We start from the raw sequence: 17,462 nt of genomic DNA on the forward strand, positions 1-17,462 counted from the left end.
TGGGAAGCGCCTACGTTCCGTTCCATCCCTAACTACTGGCGCGTCACGCGTCTGACGCGCTATCTTCGGGGCTTTGCCTTAGTTGCTGCTATGCTTGTTTCTCCTGGTTCGCCCCTGGCGGCGGTTGTTGCGACCGATACGATGGTGGAGATGCTGTTCGAGGTATCGTTGTCCGGCCTGATCCTATATACGCCAGTGTACGACGCCGCCGGACACCTTGACGACCTCGCCGTGGCTTACCTGAACCCGGTGGCGCAGCGCCTGTTGCGCTTACCGGCCCACCCGGCCACGACTTACCGGCAGCAGTTTGCGGATACCCTGCCTGCGGGAGGCTGGACGTTGCACCGCGACGCATTTGTGTCGGGCCAACTGGCCGAGGCCGACCTGTCCACTAAGGTGCACGGTCGTCCCCGCCGGTTTCGGGTGCAGGGCCGCCGCGCCGGGGAGATGCTGCTGGTGAGCGTTGCCGAACCGGCGAACGAGCTGCCGCGCCCGGCCGAAGAGGCGTTGCGCCGCGCACACGAACACACCGTTGACATCCTGGAAAGTACGACCGACGCATTTTACGCGCTCGACGCGGCGTTTTGCTTTACCTACGTCAACCAGCGCGCGGCCCGGCTCTGGGGCCGCGACCGGGACGCATTGCTCGGCCGGCACTACTGGACCGAGTTTCCCCAAGCGGTTGGTAGCGAATCCTACCACCAGCACTACGCGGTGCTCCAGACAGGCCAGCCGGCCCACGACGAAGCCGTCTCACCGCTGCTCGGCAGTTGGGTTGAAACCCTCATCTACCCCACCCGTGAAGGGGGCTTGTCGGTGTTTTTCCGTGACATCACGGACCGCAAGCAAGCGGAAACGGCCCTGCGCAGGAGCGAAGCCCAGCTGGCAGCCGTATTTGAAGCCCTGCCGGTGGGAGTCGGCGTCATGGATATCCAAGGCCGGGTGACGTTGGCCAACCGCCAGATGCAACACTACCTGCCGAACGGGCTGGCACCCTGGCGCGACGACACGCCCGTTTCGCGCTGGCGCGCCTACCACCCAGACGGACGGCCGCTGCCGCGCTCCGAGTTTCCCGGGGCGCGGGCCTTGCGCGGGGAGAAGGTCGTGCCGGGCACCGACATGCTGTATACGCCGTCCGACGGCACTGCGGTCTGGACGCAAGTCAGCGCCGTACCCTTACCGGACCATCAGGGAAATGTAACGGGCCACGCCATGGTCATCGTGGATATCGACGCCGGTAAGCGCGCCAAGGAAGCCTTGCAGGCGAGCGAACAGCGTCTGCGGGCCCTGATCGAAAATCTGCCCGGGGGGGCCGTGTTCGTCGTCGATCAGGAGCTGCGCTACCAGCTAGCTGAAGGCCAGGCCCTGCACCAAGCCGGCCTGGCGCCGGCCGACCTGCTGGGCCGTACCGTGCGCGAAGTCATGCCGCCGGACTTGTGGCAGCAGCACGAGCCTAATTACCGGACCGCACTGGCCGGCCACCCCTTTGCCGTCGAGCTGGAAGCCCATGGCCGGACGTTCCTGACCCGCGGAGTGCCCCTACTGGGTGCCGCGGGGCAGGTGGAAGCCGCGCTGGCCGTCAGCTACGATATCACCGACCACAAACAAATCGAAACGGCGTTGCGCTGCTCGGAAGAGCGGTTGCAGCAGGCCTTGTCCATCGATACGGTGGGCGTCCTCTTTTTTGACCTGCAGGGCCGTATACACGATGCCAATGCCGCTTTCCAGCGGATGAGCGGCTTCACGCACGAGGACTTCGTCAGCGGCCGGGTGCAGTGGGACGAAATAACGCCGCCGGAGTTCCTGGACGCCACGCGCCGCTCCCAGCAGGAGTTGCTCACCCTCGGGCAGAATACGCCCTACGAAAAGCAGTATATCCGCCCGGACGGCTCGCGCTGGTGGGGCTTGTTTGCCGGTAAGCGTTTACGCACGGGGGAATGTGTGGAGTTCGTGCTCGACATCACCGCCAGCAAAGAAGCCCAACGCCAGCTGCACGAGTCCCAGCAGCAGCTTCAGGTAGTGAACGAACAGCTGACCCGTACCAACATTGACCTGGACAATTTTATTTATACGGCCTCGCACGACCTGAAAGCCCCGATCCACAACATTGAAGGTCTGCTGCAGGCACTGCAGGAACAGTTGCCTGGCCCGGTACAGCACACGTACGCTGTCGGGCCGCTGCTGGGCATGATGGAAGAGGCGGTGCAGCGCTTTCAGCGCACCATCGCGCACTTGAGCGACGTAGTCAAGCTACAGGAAGCCCACGAAGAAGACGGCATGGCAGTGGCGCTACGGCCGGTGATTGAAGACGTATGCCGCGATTTGGAGCCCCACCTGGCGGCCGCCGGTGCCCAGATCGAGATCGACGTGCAGGAGTGCCCGGCCGTACCGTTTTCGGCCACGAACCTGCGCTCGGTGGTCTATAATCTGCTCAGCAACGCGGTGAAATACCGTCATCCCGACCGGGTGCCGCGCGTACGCATTGCGTGTCGGCAGCAGGAAGCGTACACGGTGTTGTCCGTGCAAGACAACGGCCTGGGGCTGGAGCCCAACAAGCAGGCCGAGATGTTCCAGATGTTCCGCCGCTTCCATGCCCACGTAGAGGGCTCGGGCATCGGCTTGTACATGGTCAAGCGGATGGTCGAAAACGCCGGTGGACGGGTGGACGTGCGCAGCGTCCCGGGGGAAGGCACGACGCTTGCCGTGTACATCCGCCAGGAAAAAACGCCTTGAGTTAGTAGAAGGGGTATGCTGAGCAGAAACCGCCGTATACCCGCCTGGCAAGTCGTCCTGCCTTCTCCTGGGCGTCGCTCGTTTGGTGCGTACCTTGCTTGCCCCTCTTCTCTTCTGTCATGTCCGACCCTGCTGTCGCCTTATTGGCGTTTGCCCCTGCCGAAACGCTGTTGGTTGACCTGTTGGCCGTCTCGCTGACGGGCGTCATATACTACACGCCCGTCACGGACGCCGCCGGCACCGTCCTCGATTTTCGGTTCGAATACCTGAACCCGGCGGCCCAGCGCATGCTGCGCTTGCCGCAGCACCCCACGCTGACGCACCGCCAGCAATGGCCACACAGCGAGGCGCACGGCACGTTTGCCTGTCATGTTGACGCGTACCTGACCGGCGAGCCGCGCACGTTCAACGTCAGCTACCAGGCCGACGGCTACGACAACGACTACTGCCTGGCGGCCCGCCGCTCGGGCCACGGGCTGCTGGTGAGCTTCACCGATACGGCCGACCAGCCCCGCACCGCCGTGGAAATGGCCTTGCGCGCGAGCCAGGCCCGCGAGCAGGCCGCCCGGGCCGAAGCCGAAGCCGAACGCCAGCGCTTCCGCGACGTGCTCCTGCACCTACCGGCCAGCGTGGCTACCTTCCGCGGCCCCGACTTGGTCTACGACCTGGTCACGCCAGGCTACCAGCAACTGTTTCGCAGCCGGCACCTGCTGGGCTTGCCCCTCGGCGAGGCCTTGCCCGAACTGCGGGGCCAGGGCATCCTTGAGAAACTAGAGCGGGTATACCGGACCGGCGAGCCTCATTATGATCCGGAACAGGAAACGTGGGTGGACGTGAGCGACACGGGTCATCCGGAGCAGCGCTATTACACCGTCTCCTTCCACCCCCTGCGCGACGCGCACGGTCACATCGACGGCGTGTTTAACTTCGCCTACGACGTCACCGCATTCGTCACCGCCCGCCAGCAAGTGCAGCACCTCAACCACGAACTGACGGCGCGCGTGCAGGAACGTACCCGAGCGCTGGAGGCCGCGTTGCGCCTGGCCGACCAACACCGGGCCAACCTGCTTAAGCAGCAAGAGTTGCTGGGGGAAATCCTGGGGCAAGTGCCGGCCGCCATTGCCACGCTCCGCGGGCCCGAGCACCACTATTCCTTCTTCAATGCGGGCTACCAGGCCCTCTCCGGCCAGCGCACACAGGTGGGGTTAACCGTGGCCGACGTTTTCCCCGAGGTCGTGCCCCAAGGCTTTCTCGGCCTGCTCGACCAGGTGTATGCCACGGGCGTCGCGTTTCGGGGACAGGAAATGCCTGCCCACCTCTACGACCCGGCGACCGGCCGGCCGGAACAGCGCTACGTGGATTTCATCTACCAGCCCCTGCGCGACGCGCAGGGCGGCACACAAGGCATCCTGGCCTTCATTGTGGACGTGACCGACAGAGTGGTGGCCCGGCAGCAGCACGCCGTCCACCAGCGGCAACTGAAAGAAGCGTTCGCGCAGGCCCCGGTAGCCCTCTTCGTGGTGCACGGGCCGGAATACATCTTCGACATTGTCAACCCCGGCATGGGCGAGATGATCGGTTACGCACCCGACCAGATGCTGGGCCGGCGCTACTTTGACCTGCTTCCGGGCTTGGCGGCGCAAGGCTACCGGGCGTTGCTCGATCAGGTCTACCAGACGGGCCAGCCGCACGTGGCCCTGGAGCAGGCCGCGCAGCTGCCGCACCACCGCGACGGGGAAACGGGCTATTATACCTTCTCCTACGCGCCCCTGCGCGATGCCGACGACCAGGTCAGCGACATCATGTGCATCGCCGTTGACGTCACCGAGCAGGTGCGCGCGCGTCAGCAGTTGGAACGCCTCAACCAGCAACTCAAGCGCACCAACGTGGACCTGGACAACTTCATCTACACGGCCTCGCATGACCTGAAAGCGCCCATCACCAATATTGAAGGACTGCTCGATACGTTGCGCCACGAACTGCCCCAGCAACCGCCCGGCAGCGAAGTGGCCTTCATTCTGGGCCTGATGCAAGGCTCCGTCGAGCGCTTCAAGCGTACCATCGAGCACCTCACCACCGTGAGCAAGCTGCAACAAGAGCACGACCCCAGTACGGAGCAAGTGGCCCTGGCAGCCGTTCTCGAAGATGTGCGCCTCGACCTGGCTCCGCTGTTGCAGCAAACCGGCGGGCGCCTGCTGGTGCACGTGCACAACTGCCCCCTGCTGACACTCGCAGAAAAAAACCTGCGCTCGGTGGTGTACAACCTGCTCAGCAACGCCCTCAAGTATCACCACCCCGACCGCCCGCCTGTGGTGCAGGTACGCACTCGCCTGGAGGATGCTTTCGTTGTGCTGGAAGTGCAGGATAATGGCCTCGGACTGAGTGCGGCCAGCGAGCAAAAGCTATTTGGCATGTTCCAACGCCTGCACACGCACGTGGAAGGCTCGGGCCTAGGCCTGTACATGGTCAAGCGCATGGTCGAGAACATCGGCGGACGTATCACCGTTGCTAGCCGCGTCGAGGAGGGTACCACGTTCTCGGTGTATTTTCCCCGCTAACCCGCCTCGCTCCCCACGGCTATCCTAGTCCACTAGTTGTCCGCTTGCCTTACCCTCCTGCATGTCCCTTATCCGCTGCATCCTGCTTGTCGATGACGACCCGACCACTAATTACCTCAACCGCAAGCTGCTTGAACGCCTGGCCGTCACGCCCCAGGTGCGCATCGCCAGCGATGGTCGGGAAGCCCTGCAGGTGCTGGCCACGTCCTGCACACCGCCCGATGCGCCGGCTTGTCCAACGCTGATTTTTCTGGACGTGAACATGCCCGGTATGAACGGCATCGAGTTCCTGAAAGAGTATCAACAACTCCCCCTGTACCAGCAGCGGGCCATCGTCATCGTGATGCTTACCACGTCGATGCACCCGCAGGACGTGGCGCGCGTCGAGCAACTCGGCGTCGTAGCCGGCTTCATCGGCAAACCGCTAACGGCCGAAAAGGTGGAACGGCTGCTGCGCACGCAGTTCCACCAGGAATTGCCTACGCTTTAATCTCCACCTACACTGGTGGCAGGACCGCATCCAAGGCGGCAGCGGTCAGCGGCTTGCCTAGCAGAGGCCTCTCGGCAGCGCGCGGCAGGTGTGGTGGCGCCAAACAGGGTGTGAGTAGACGATTGGTTCACCCGTTTGTCGAGCGTTTCCCCTCAACGAGTGGCCGAGAGGAGAAACGCCCCCGCACAACCTAGGCCCCACTCTTGCACCACTCGTCTCATAGCCTTCCGCAAGCTAAAGCGCCCTAATAAGAAAAGCGCTGTCCTCTCTTTTAGTCCAAGAAAATCAGTTAACAGAAACGGTGACTTTACTGAACCCCGATACTGACTTGAGCAAGTTCTTCGGCTCGGACGATGATACAAACTATGGGGAGGAATGGGAGTCCTTGCTCTAAGCAGTCGGCAAAAGAGCAGCCCCTCCCCTACCCTGCTGAAATGACTTCTGCCCGGGCGCTGGGCGTGTTCGGGCAGAAGTCGTGTCTTTACTTCCCTACTGCCCTTTGTCAGCGGGCCTACCGGATGGGTGGCTTCAGGAGTTCATCGGGCAGTTTAGGTTTGCGTTTGAGAAAATCTGTCAACAGGTACTCCATTACGTCCTGTTGGGAGATGTGCCTGGGCAGGGTGGCCATGTATGCGTCCCAGTCCTCAATAATGGTAGGCAGCACCCGGAATGCCCAGGGTACCCGTTTGGAAGCGGGTTCTTTCTTGCCCCTTGCCGATTTGCCTGATGAAGCCGGTTTGTTTGGGCTAGCTTGCGCAGCGTTGGGTTGCTGAGTAGCTGCGGTTTCGGGTTCGGTGGGCAGGCTTTCCTGCGGCAAAAAGTTGCGCTTTTTCGGCGGGTTGCTAGGTGCTGCATCCAGCACCGACGGGCTGTTCTTGTCAGTCGACATGCTCTTGGACTAAGCGGGTAAGCAGCTGGGCGGTCAGTTCATGGTAATCCACAGCGGCGCGCGAATCGGGTGCGAAATGTTGAATGGTTTGGGCGTTGACTTGCGCTTTCACCAGAGCCGCATCTTTACGAACACTGGGCAGTATGGATTCTGCACCGTAGTTTTTCTCAATCTGCTCGACGACCAACTTGTGGGTGACATTCCGAATATCAGCGTTGTAACAGGTGAAGAAGATGCCCAGCAAAAGTAGGCCCGGATTGAGCCGGTCTTTCACGTTCTCTGCAGCTTCCATAACTGCTTTTACCCCGTCGTAGCTGAATTTTTCTGGCTCGGCCGGAATCAAATACCCGTCGGCGGCCACGAGGGAGACAATAGTATACGTTTGGAGGCTGGGTGGCGTATCCAGTAAGATGAAGTCGTAGTGCGGGCGGACAGGCCGTAAAGCGGTTCGCAACAGCGTAGCATACCCGTTCTTCTTCTGCAGCCCGCTCTCGAACATATTCATCTCGTAGGACGCGGGTACAAAATCCAACTGGGCGGCTTCAGGAGCTTTGCTCAATGCACCGCTGGCATCCTTGCCTGGTTCATACGTTAGGATAGCTTCCGTTATAGGTACAGAGCCGGCCAGTACATCCCCCATGTGGCCTGAGACCTCCAGGTTGGAGCCAGCCAGATGTGTAGTCAGGTTACCCTGGGGGTCCAGGTCGCAGAGCAGCACGCGGTGGCCCATGGACCGCAGGATCGAACCGATGGCTACGGTACTGGTGGTCTTGCCGACTCCACCTTTGTTATTGGCTACTGCGATAACCCAACAGTTGTGAGCTTCGGAATTGTTTGCCATGCGAACAATGATTGAAAGGTTTAAGAGGCTTACGTTGTTTGCCATGCGAACATAGTTGAAATGGTTTTAATATCAAACATAGTTGTCAGTGTTTGACATACAAATACTGCAAACATTGTTTGCAGTGATAGCATGGTTTGCAATGAGAACGCAGTTTGCATCTTAAACGCTGTTGGCGGTACAAACTACCCAAACAATGTTTGAGCAGTCTGTACCGCCAACAGGAAAGCTGAGCCAGCAGCTGCGGAGTGAGACGCTAATGTTATTTCTTGGCTTGCCTACGCGGTTTGGCTTTGGCGTCCACCAAGCCCAAGATAGTGAGCAGCAAGCCGCCAGGGTTAGTAGTGGCCTTGACTTTACTGGTGCGCATGTCGTGAGCAAACCGAAGTACTTTCTTAATCGTGTCAGGGTCAGATAAAATCTGACGGCGCAATTTAGGGTCGTTAATTCGCACCTCGTCCAAGAGGCGTTCGGCATTATCGAATTGATAATCCGAAATGCCAGCCGGTGCAGGAGGAGCCTCAGAGGTTGGAAATGGGATAGGTAACGCGTAAGAATCTTTCTTACGCACTTTGAAGCCGATAGCTGAAATAGCACGGCCTTTCTTGACTTCCACCAATTCCAAATGAAGATCTGTGAGCTGATTGATTTGCTCTATAGATATATCTAATACCCGTTTTTTTAAGTTAGCATACAAGGGATAAAGTTCTTTCTTTCCATCGACGAGCCCTAAGATTTCTTTAAGCTCATGCAATTGAAATATTGGAGTGGCATCTTTGTCCTTCCATTGAGAACACATCGGGTAAATACGTTTAGCGTATTTACTGGAAAGTTTCAGCGCCGCATGAATTTCATATGTGGTGAAATTACTTTTTAAGTCAAATAAGTAGGGGAGAATGTCCTGGGAAAGGCGCATTTCAATAGAGCCACTACCATCCGTGTAGTTTACGCTCTGAAACATCCAGACCTGCTTGAGAGCTTTCTCCGTCTTGACCTTGAACATGCGCGAACCCATATCCTCGGTTGCTGACTGCAGGTAGTTGTAGTTGTAAGTTTTGCCTGTCAGGTTCGACAGTTCCAAAATGGGCAGGTGGTACACTAGATCGTCGGCGGTCGGACGAAGCTTCGAGATTAAAAACATCATCAGATCCATCTGCAACTCAGTGTAGTTGTAGTAGGCCGTTGTCAGCGCGTTGTGCTGACGGATCTGTTGGGACTTTACGGGAATGGGGGATAATTCAGTCATGCAACGGGGCGAAAGTAAGCAGGTGCCTGATTACGTTGCCAATATAAGAACTATTACACAACTGGTTCGGCGTTATAGTTAGCATGATTAAACGTTATATTTTGGCAGACGAAACGTTATAGTTAGGCAGACGAAACGTTATAGTTTACGTTTTTGCGATTAAATTTAATCGCAAAAACAACTAGTTATCAGGCAGATAGCAGGCCGCAGTTTGCCTCTGATGGTTACTTTACGACAAATTGATATCGCTGAGGACTGTGTTTGGGCGAGCGGTAGGGCTACGATCAAACGCAGTGGTTCGAAAACGACAACTATTACTGTTTATAACTTGTGTTATAGTTCGCAGACGAAACGTTATAGTTGGATGGACGAAACGTTATAGTTCGCTTACGAAACGTTATAGTTCACAGATTAGCCGTTATAGTTCACGGATTAACCGTTATATTAAAATTGCATTACAGTCTGTGATTCAGTACGTTACACACCCCTACAAATAATACAATTACTTACAATATCTCACAACGTTGTGCTACGTGCGAGGAGGAAGGGCTTCTAAGGTTGTGAATAACTCAAGGTGGAACAAAGCGGCGCAGCCCAAACAGCCAAATAGGAAGCCAGGAAACGCGATTGTACTATTTAAATATTTATTATTAATTAACAATTAAAATGGGTAATGGCCTCATATGAACTAGCAACAGAACAGGAAAGAGAAGAATAGAAACGGTCTTAATCTAATAGTTTTCTGTACGCTGTGAGAGGAACGTACACAAACATGTATAGAGAGATGCTCAAAAGCTGATCGTGCAGTGACGGGCTTAAAAACGCGCAAAACAAGAAAACCCGAACCACTCCGGAGAAGATTCAGGTTTCCTCAGCACCGAGGGAAACTGCAGGGGCCAATGGAAGCCGCTTACTCGAGCAGCTTGTCGGGGAAAGCCATGCCCTTTTTGCGCAGGCGGTCGAGCTGGGCCCGGATGGCTTCGTCCACGAAGTCCTGGCCCGTGCGACGCTGGCCATCTTCCTGCTCCAGCATCAGGCAGGCAAATCGAACGCCCCAGTCCAGGGATTGCGTCAGGCGATACGCCTGGCCAACGCGCTCGGTCACGGGTGGCGTCGGCGTGTTGTTTTTCTTTTTGCCGGAAGTGGCCGACGAGCCCGAACGAGCGGGAGCAGCAGTGGCCGTCGAACTGGTGGGTGTAGATTCTGCGGAAGCCTCAGCTACGTCCGGACCAGGGGTGGAGTGATTTTCGGGAAGGCTCATGGGAGAAGAAGTGGCGGGGTAGTGATAAAGGTGCTCTTGCGCGTAGTGCGTTCGAGTGGAAAGCAAGGTACAGGATTTTCTGAATGGTTCGTCTCACGAGCCCATGCGCAGATGGACGCACAGTCGAGTGAGCAGGTCCATGTGTGCGGGCGCGTATGTACTGCGTGCGTACATGCGAGGTATAAAATCCGGTAAAGGAGGAATTCTAGCCAGTTTATAATAGTACAAAGTAGGATATGGCCAGAATGCGGTTTTAGACTAAAATGGACTTTCTAGAATTTCTCTTTGTACCCCCATTCCTGGATTTCCCAAAATCTTGTACTCCCGGATATCTGAATAGTACGCTACATCCAATTAACAACCAGTGAGGTTCACGCGCATACGCACGTATGTACGCGTGGTCGAGCCCGCAACTCTGGATTTTATAGAGCATCGGTATTTGACTACTATGGCAACGGCTAGTACTGGCGGGAAGAACATTGGCTTAAATCCTGAGAAGTGAGGATTCTGAAGCAGCTGAAGAAACATCAGCAGCCAGGATACAACAAAAAGCGAACAACCAGCGGGAAGCCAGTAGCACAAATCGGGGTTGATGGCATCGAAGCAGTAGTGCGTTGGTAGCCCAATTGCCCTTTGTGCTTTTCCAGTCGATAGCTCCATCAGGAACACTAGCATTTCCAGGAGTCGCGCGCAAGTGCGTGCGTACGTACATGCATGCGCATGTATGCGCAAGCGAGCACGGGCAGGTACAAAGGTAGGCGTGAACACAGGGGAGAGAACAGGCGGGCGAGCACCCGCTTGGGCAAGTAGGAGCGTGGGGGCGTCGGGTAGTAGACAGGCGAGGGTGCAGGAGCGGCTTGAAGGAGTACCCACCGTGCAACTGTCAGAAGCGGCAACTCCCGAACAGTAGGGATGGCCACCGAGAGAAATTGTCAGAGGAGCGGCCAGACGTTCCGAGCAAGGAAGGTGGAAGGGTGTTGGACCCAGAGTGGGAGCAGGTGCGCCCTCGAAAGGGGCCGGGTAGGGGAGTGCCATATTTCACGTCGAGCAGAGGTCGCGCACGCACGAGGGCGGGTGCAGGCGCGAGGGTGCCAGGTGTGAAGCAGTGGGCAGCCGGGTACCGCAGGGAAGACGTGTCGGCAGAAACTCGGAGGCTCCGGAGCTGCTGCAGGTGTCGGTGATCAGCGGAAGCAGCCAGGCCGGAGAGGTGCAGCACAGGGGAGTACCTGAGCGAAGAACTCACCCCGGGTTGAGGGAAGCGTCCAGCGACACACCCGGTACCAGCTCGACAGGGGAAGCAGGCAGAAGCCACGGCTGACTGTGCACCAGGAGCTGGCCAGGGTAGGGCGGGGAGTAGAGGGTCCAAGCTGGTTGGACGCTGCGGAGACAGCAGGGGCCAGAGAGCCGCAAGGCCGGTAGATCCGCCGCAGACAACCCCACGAAATGCAGACCCGATTTAGCCCTAGGGTAGCCGGCTTAAAAAAGCGCTAACGATAGTTAGCAAGAGGGCCAACACACAGTTCACGCTAAAGCGATGACAGTTAGTGAATTAGGAGCAAAAATCAGGAACTTTCTTAAATATACCTCATAAGAATCTAATTGAGAGCTCTTTAGCCAAATAAACACCAGCAAAAGTGGACGTCAAAATTGGCTCGAATAGCCATAGACTATAGCTTTTTTGAAATATGCCTTTAAACACCTAATAATCAATTACTCAACCCTATCTTTTGTCTTATTTGCAATTAATATTAATTGCATTAATGTATTATTGTGAAAACTCACGAATAAGCCCTTTGTACCGACGCATTCACTTATGGAACAAGACCAAATTGACCTGTCTCGCAAGACAAAAAAGACGCGTATGCAGACTTACACTTCTGTTGGCATTGAACCCGCTGTACACGGCCAATTAGCCAAAACCTCGAAGCTTTGCAAGCTCACGAAGTCTGCTTATGCAACGGCTGCCGTCGCTTATTTCACAGAACGTGGCTTAAATCCAGTGACGGATCGAACTCGTGAGGCGGCAATCATTCAGGACCGTATCGACAAACGAAGTGATCGTCTGGAACTACTGCTTAATGCGCTCGGGCAACGTTTGGAAAAGCAGCAAACGTTGCTCAATGACCGGCTATTGGGGTTGCTGAAAAATCAGGAAAGCGCCCTGTTCAGCTACCTAACAGAGCAAGAGGAAAACGTATACGCTCCGCTAATTCATGAGCTTCTGCTGGCGGGTACCGAAGCCCTGATTGCACGCAAATTGACCGAGCGAATCTATCTGGAGCTGACCCGACAAGGACTAACACTGAACAGTGTTACGGCCAATCAAGATGAGGTGCGGGATACCATGGTTGCCAAAAAGAAGCAAAACTTTGTACCTATTTTGCCTAATTCTAAGCAGGTCACCTCAACAGCCAATGCTCCGGCTAACGAACTGCCAACGCCTACTATCGCTGGGCCGAAAGACACTTATTAAGCCTTGTTACCTCGTATGTATATTAAAATTATTAACCCGGCAACCAACGGAAGGAATGCTTATTCCAACAAGGGTAGTGCACGCCAAGCCAGCAACTATCTTGAGAAGGATGCTAAGAAGCAGGGGCATAGTGTCGCCTTTTTCAACAGTTCGGCTACGGACCTAAGCGGTGATCAGATAGTACGACTGCTCGATACAAATCACAAGGGACTACGATTGAACGATGTTAAATTTTATTCTCTGGTGATCAGCCCCAGTGAGCGAGAGCTAGAGCATATTAACAATGATTCAACCAAATTACGGGCGTATACCACTGACGTGATGCACGCCTATGCGGAAAACTTCGTGCTGAAAAATGGGCAGAAGCTCACAGAAAAAGATCTCGTGTGGGTAGCTACCCAGCACAATTACCGCGTCGCCCGAGGTACCGACGATCTGCCCAGTGGCACCGTTAAACCGGGACTCCAGACGCATATTCACATCATGGTGTCTGCTCGTGATGCACAGCAGAAGACGACGCTGAGTCCTTTGGGCGCAGCTGCTCGTTTTAATCGGGTCCATTTCATGGCAGCTGGGAACCTGATTTTCGAGCAGAAGTTCAGCTATAAAAAGATCAGCTTCGCCTCGATCAGCGGCGAATGGCAACCTATAGTACCCCCACCATCCTCCCCCCAAACCGTCCAGCAACGGGCCGAAGAGATACGCCACCGCAAAGTCGAAAGGCAGAAAAATTCGCTGGCTGGAGGAAGGCGAAAGCGCGAATCAGAAGTAAGAAATCTTACTTCTGGCGAGCTAGATCAAGCTCAGCACAAACGTTTACAGGCCCAAGTTGACCGCATTAATTTAAAGCTGAGTCCGGAAAAGCAACTTGATTTCGAACAAGTAAAAGCTGCGGGAGAACAACGAGCATACGACAAAACATTCCATGGGCGATTGAGCCGAATAGGTCGGGAAGCAACTGCCAGTAGACCCGTTATAGCCCCCTATCACCTACTGGCTACAGGCAAGGCCAATCCGGTTTTGACCTTACCTGCCCCGGGAGCAGGAGATGATCTAATTGGCGGAAAATCGCTCAGATCACTCCCTCCCCGGCCAACGCCTGGCCGTGCCCTACATGACAAACTGCTTAGTGGTATCGAGCAGCTGAGCAACGCGATGGCGTCTACTACGCATACAAAGGATGTGCGTGGGGAGTGGGAACGAGACTAATTCCCCATCAGCCTTTCTAGTTGGGCAGCAGAAGCCAAACACATTTTGTTATAATTGCGATTAAATTTGATAGCGATATAACTTTGCACACCTGTCCTTACTTCTCGATGGCAATAGTAGCTATCGAAAGATTCTCTGGAGTGAGTGGGCCCGTTTTCGGTATGATCGCCATCTTGACTCTTTCTGCCGGCGATTACTATTTGTCCCATCGTGCACGACTAAGCTAAACCGATATGAACTGCACTACTGACCGTTTCGGGCCAGCAGGACCGCCCGATAACTTTTTCAAGATCCAAGACCCCTTTGTATTGGCTTTCGCGCAAGCAGTAGCCAGTGATTTCCGCCAGTGGGAGGTACAAACCAGCCAGAAAATTATTCGCGGTGCGTATGATGCCGACCATTTCCGAAGGATGCACGCTTACCTGCTGCAGGATACCTACCCCTGGGCAGGTCAGACACGCCGGGATATGAGTGATCCAACGCTGCGCAACCGTAATAGTGAGGCTACAGGGGCACCGCTAACGTTCGAGAAGCCTGTCAATGTCAATGACCGGCTCAACGAAATCAGCGACCAGCTTAAGCAGGAAAACGAGCTGCGCGGACTAGATCAGAAAAAGTTTGTTGAGCGCTTGGCCAGCTATTACGACCAGTACAACCAGGTAGCTCCGTTCCGGGGTGGAAATGAGGCGACGTTGAACATGCTCACCGAGCAGATCGCCAAAGGTGCCGGCTACGATATGCATCTGGAGCAGTCACTACATTTACGACTGCATGCAGACCGGGCATTGCAACAAGGAATCGTAGCAGACTACTCGGACTTAGTTACTGCATTAGGGAAGGTAACCACGCCGGCGCAAGGCCTCGAAGCGGAATTACTGCGTAGAGCCTCTCTTCGTGAGCTGACTCCTGAGCCTACTCGCCATTCTCATGAGTCCGAACACCAGCGTGATATGCAGCAGGGCAGGGCCTTGATTACAGGCTAACTCAGCGAGTAGGAACGAGCCATACGTGTCGATGAAGTAAAGCGTCGAGAAGTATACTTTACCATACCCGGCAAGAGTACCTCGGTAATCAAACATGGAGGAGCGTGCGCAAAGTACACCCCTCACAACTACCTTTTCCCCGCGCAAATAGGAGTTATATCAGTGTGTTAGGACAACTGCGCCTCACTCATTCCCCTTAGGGAATCTTGTAGTAGCCATCCTAATGTCAGGACACAGTATACGTAGGGCCAGAAAAAAACGCTTACACTCAATAGCACAACGGACCGAATGCTTCTGCGCTAGTCTTGCTTTCTGAGCTCGCTGTACCTTAGTCCCCAATTTTCCTTTACGTTCACTCTCATGCCAACACATCGCACCATTTATGAACAACCTGACAGTTGGCAGCATCTGCAGCAATGGTTCAAGCGCAACAATGATCCGTTGCGTCCCTGGAATGTTTCTTCCCTCAGCCGCCACGTGCGCCTACCCCAGGCCGTAGTACGCTCTTTATTGACTGCCCCGAAAGGAGCAGAAGGGATGAGCCGTACGGCCTTTACTCAAGAGCGCTTGCGTTTGTTTCAGCGGCTGTTCCGCCGCTATGGCTACCGAGTACAGGTCTCAGAGCAGCCCCCTGGCCCAAGCGGCCCTTGCCGACACGTGCCGTTATTAACCGGTGCGCAGTTGCATCCATATGCTGCGGGCGAGTAGAGAAATACCGCAGGGCACCTCTGCCATAACAGCTATTAAACTATATAGCTTCCTGTTTAAAGTGATCTTGGGTTCGTCTCTAAAACCTCTTATCCCTACACTCCAATAAGTTGTAATGCCGCCAAGCATTGGCGCCTGCGCTTCTTCCACAAGAGGTCGCTCTTCGAGGGGAGCCGAGTGAAGAGACTATAGTCTCTTCACTCGGCTCCCCTCGAAAGTTCATACTGGATCCTTCTGATTAGGTTTCGTGACTTTAGCAGCAGGGAAGAGGTAGCACTAACGTGTAAACGACATCTACTTACAAAAAGAGGAGGCTGATCCCAAAGTTGGTTATGACAAAGGTTCATCTTCCTGGGCTAGTTGTATGTGGGCCGGAAGATGCCTCGCCACAACGGCTTTGTTCTCTTAGTGACCACCCAATTGCCCGCCTGAACTATATCTCTGGTTCGCCGCCGGCCGAAAAGTTAAATAGCTCGCGTACATCCAGTTGTAGTGCACGCGCTAAAATGAAGACCGTGCTCAAACTGGTATTAATGGCACCGCGTTCAATCCGACCAATCTGACTAAGCTCCAAATCCGCAGCGGCTGCTAGACTTTCCTGGGTAAATCCCTTCGCTTGCCGCACCTGTCGCAGCCGACGCCCAAACTGATTAAGACGTTCTTGGTCCCGGACGTACTTCACTACGCAAAGGAGGAACCTTGCTCTATCAGATGTTAGGGCAAATTTGCCCTATTGTGGAAAACAGATACTTTTGCGCGAGTACGGGTGCCATTACTCCCTCACGTTAAAGGAACCAGCAGGTATCAGCAGTATGAACGTTGAAATACCCCCACCTTCGGCATTACGGCTAAGGGCCCTGTACGCTCGTCGAACCCTAACCGGAGCCCGTATCCAAGATACCCACGCGATCAGCCATGACGTCGTGGATTACTTCCTAGCCCAGCTGAGCAAACGATGGCAGTGCGACCTCGATCAGGAAAGCATCTATAATTTCATCACGCCCAACTCCCTTCCTTACGAAAAGTACGTCGTTCTGACCCTGGGCAGCCACGCGTGGATGGACATGGAAAGTCAGTTGGGCATCTGCTTTCTTGAAAAAGAAGAAGCCACCTACACCCTGCTGGGGGCGATATATAAAAAATGTCCACTTCCAGCCTCTCAGTTTTCAGCTATTTGGGAAAGCACGGATCCCACCAGCAAGCCCTGTGAGTTTGTCCGGTATGCGGAATACATCCGTTGTCAATACTCGCCTAACCCGATACTATGGCAGGGAGAAATCAACCTGACTCTCTCCTTTCCACCTGCTTTTTTCGAAAGCGTATTAGCGCAAGATGTATTGCAGCAAATCAAACCATTGTAAAAAGTGGGCCTTTTCTGTCCTGCTATCAGTAGACCGAGCTCACATAACGCATTCTCATTCCGTACGGCCTCATCCAACCCTGCGGCAAAAAGTTAAGGTATGACTCACCTATCTGAACTGACGCTCTATCAGCAGCAGGGCTTGCCGGGTGCTCGAGGGACGTCGGCTCTACTACAACAAAGTGTTAAAAACCCACTTCATCTTGCGCTAGCCGAAAAATATGCAGCAAGTTAAATTCACAGTATTACTACAGGATGCTTGGTATTTCTAGCTTTCCAAGTGCCCATGTAATTCTTTTCCCAGCCGGTTGAAGCACAGGCGCACGCATCGGGTTCTATATAGGCATTCCGCATAACATTTCTTGCAATACCCTTACATTCCCTGATCCAAGCGAGTGCCCGCATTACTTCATTGGGTTGTCACGTCTTCCAGCAGTTTGTTAGGGTATGGTAAGGTATACAGTATATCCGTTTTGCAAGAAGATTTATAGTACTATCGATCGGCCTTGGAAGCCATGGAACTTCAGTTACTTTAAGTGGGCAATGATCCAACGCATCGCCGTGTCTAAGGGCATCAACCACAAGCGCAATGAAGCCTTGTTGCGCCAGCTTAACTTACCGAAGGTCCAACTGGCGACGACGAAGGTGGTAGCACCCTTCTATTATCGCCAAGAGCTCGTCCGGCAGTAACGCTCCTTGTAGTTTCAGGGG

The 17,462-nt window shown here is 55.0% G+C and carries 13 protein-coding genes; 8 read left to right on the forward strand and 5 right to left on the reverse strand.

The genetic code is table 11. The features are described from left to right. The first annotated feature begins 90 nt into the window (after positions 1-90). The 3 genes from E5K02_RS23620 to E5K02_RS23630 all read left to right on the forward strand — a co-directional run bounded on the left by E5K02_RS23620 (position 91) and on the right by E5K02_RS23630 (position 5,781). Complete coding sequence (locus E5K02_RS23620; RefSeq protein WP_135398659.1) at positions 91-2,733, forward strand: PAS domain-containing sensor histidine kinase; 2,643 nt, start codon at positions 91-93, stop codon at positions 2,731-2,733. A 119-nt stretch (positions 2,734-2,852) separates the two neighbouring features. Beyond that, on the forward strand, positions 2,853-5,291 hold the full coding sequence (locus tag E5K02_RS23625) for a PAS domain-containing protein (RefSeq protein WP_135398661.1): 2,439 nt from the start codon (positions 2,853-2,855) through the stop codon (positions 5,289-5,291). A gap of 61 nt (positions 5,292-5,352) precedes the next feature. Continuing rightward, the gene (locus E5K02_RS23630; protein ID WP_135398663.1) at positions 5,353-5,781 is read left to right on the forward strand and encodes a response regulator; all 429 of its coding nucleotides are present in this window, start codon (positions 5,353-5,355) and stop codon (positions 5,779-5,781) included. A gap of 511 nt (positions 5,782-6,292) precedes the next feature. Here E5K02_RS23630 and E5K02_RS23635 read toward each other — a convergent pair. From E5K02_RS23635 to E5K02_RS23650, 4 genes are all read right to left on the reverse strand, one after another. Then, positions 6,293-6,670, reverse strand: coding sequence for a hypothetical protein (locus tag E5K02_RS23635; RefSeq protein ID WP_135398665.1), 378 nt, complete (start codon positions 6,668-6,670; stop codon positions 6,293-6,295). Further along, a complete protein-coding gene (locus E5K02_RS23640; protein WP_135398667.1) occupies positions 6,660-7,556 on the reverse strand; it encodes a ParA family protein in 897 nt (298 codons plus the stop codon). The genes E5K02_RS23635 and E5K02_RS23640 overlap by 11 nt, the downstream gene beginning before the upstream one ends. Before the next feature lie 217 nt (positions 7,557-7,773). Then, positions 7,774-8,757 carry a replication initiation protein gene (locus tag E5K02_RS23645; protein WP_135398669.1) on the reverse strand — a complete coding sequence of 328 codons (984 nt, stop codon included), beginning with the start codon at positions 8,755-8,757 and terminating at the stop codon, positions 7,774-7,776. A gap of 910 nt (positions 8,758-9,667) precedes the next feature. Next, positions 9,668-10,018, reverse strand: a complete 351-nt coding sequence (locus E5K02_RS23650; RefSeq protein ID WP_135398671.1) for a hypothetical protein — start codon at positions 10,016-10,018, stop codon at positions 9,668-9,670. Positions 10,019-11,831: 1,813 nt separating this feature from the next. Between E5K02_RS23650 and E5K02_RS23655 the strand changes: the two genes are divergently transcribed. From E5K02_RS23655 to E5K02_RS23665, 3 genes are all read left to right on the forward strand, one after another. Then, positions 11,832-12,491, forward strand: coding sequence for a hypothetical protein (locus tag E5K02_RS23655; protein ID WP_135398673.1), 660 nt, complete (start codon positions 11,832-11,834; stop codon positions 12,489-12,491). A gap of 15 nt (positions 12,492-12,506) precedes the next feature. Beyond that, positions 12,507-13,700 (forward strand): DUF5712 family protein, encoded by a 1,194-nt coding sequence (locus E5K02_RS25820; RefSeq protein WP_206026012.1) that lies wholly within the window; start codon positions 12,507-12,509, stop codon positions 13,698-13,700. A 233-nt stretch (positions 13,701-13,933) separates the two neighbouring features. Further along, positions 13,934-14,683, forward strand: coding sequence for a Fic family protein (locus E5K02_RS23665; RefSeq protein WP_135398675.1), 750 nt, complete (start codon positions 13,934-13,936; stop codon positions 14,681-14,683). A gap of 1,141 nt (positions 14,684-15,824) precedes the next feature. On the opposite strand, the gene E5K02_RS23670 is transcribed toward E5K02_RS23665, so the two are convergent. Continuing rightward, positions 15,825-16,073 (reverse strand): helix-turn-helix domain-containing protein, encoded by a 249-nt coding sequence (locus E5K02_RS23670; protein WP_135398677.1) that lies wholly within the window; start codon positions 16,071-16,073, stop codon positions 15,825-15,827. A gap of 241 nt (positions 16,074-16,314) precedes the next feature. Between E5K02_RS23670 and E5K02_RS23675 the strand changes: the two genes are divergently transcribed. Both E5K02_RS23675 and E5K02_RS25730 read left to right on the forward strand, forming a co-directional pair. Beyond that, a complete protein-coding gene (locus E5K02_RS23675; RefSeq protein ID WP_135398679.1) occupies positions 16,315-16,752 on the forward strand; it encodes a hypothetical protein in 438 nt (145 codons plus the stop codon). Between the two features lie 542 nt (positions 16,753-17,294). Then, on the forward strand, positions 17,295-17,441 hold the full coding sequence (locus tag E5K02_RS25730) for a hypothetical protein (protein WP_167856569.1): 147 nt from the start codon (positions 17,295-17,297) through the stop codon (positions 17,439-17,441). Positions 17,442-17,462 lie beyond the last annotated feature (21 nt).

It is taken from the genome of Hymenobacter metallicola (assembly GCF_004745645.1).
Lineage (GTDB): Bacteria > Bacteroidota > Bacteroidia > Cytophagales > Hymenobacteraceae > Hymenobacter > Hymenobacter metallicola.

Coding starts and splice junctions, on each gene's coding strand:
- E5K02_RS23620 (WP_135398659.1), top strand. CDS start 91: ATGCTTGTTTCTCCTGGTTCGCCCCTGGCGGCGGTTGTTGCGACCGAT.
- E5K02_RS23625 (WP_135398661.1), top strand. CDS start 2,853: ATGTCCGACCCTGCTGTCGCCTTATTGGCGTTTGCCCCTGCCGAAACG.
- E5K02_RS23630 (WP_135398663.1), top strand. CDS start 5,353: ATGTCCCTTATCCGCTGCATCCTGCTTGTCGATGACGACCCGACCACT.
- E5K02_RS23635 (WP_135398665.1), bottom strand. CDS start 6,670: ATGTCGACTGACAAGAACAGCCCGTCGGTGCTGGATGCAGCACCTAGC.
- E5K02_RS23640 (WP_135398667.1), bottom strand. CDS start 7,556: ATGGCAAACAACGTAAGCCTCTTAAACCTTTCAATCATTGTTCGCATG.
- E5K02_RS23645 (WP_135398669.1), bottom strand. CDS start 8,757: ATGACTGAATTATCCCCCATTCCCGTAAAGTCCCAACAGATCCGTCAG.
- E5K02_RS23650 (WP_135398671.1), bottom strand. CDS start 10,018: ATGAGCCTTCCCGAAAATCACTCCACCCCTGGTCCGGACGTAGCTGAG.
- E5K02_RS23655 (WP_135398673.1), top strand. CDS start 11,832: ATGGAACAAGACCAAATTGACCTGTCTCGCAAGACAAAAAAGACGCGT.
- E5K02_RS25820 (WP_206026012.1), top strand. CDS start 12,507: ATGTATATTAAAATTATTAACCCGGCAACCAACGGAAGGAATGCTTAT.
- E5K02_RS23665 (WP_135398675.1), top strand. CDS start 13,934: ATGAACTGCACTACTGACCGTTTCGGGCCAGCAGGACCGCCCGATAAC.
- E5K02_RS25730 (WP_167856569.1), top strand. CDS start 17,295: ATGATCCAACGCATCGCCGTGTCTAAGGGCATCAACCACAAGCGCAAT.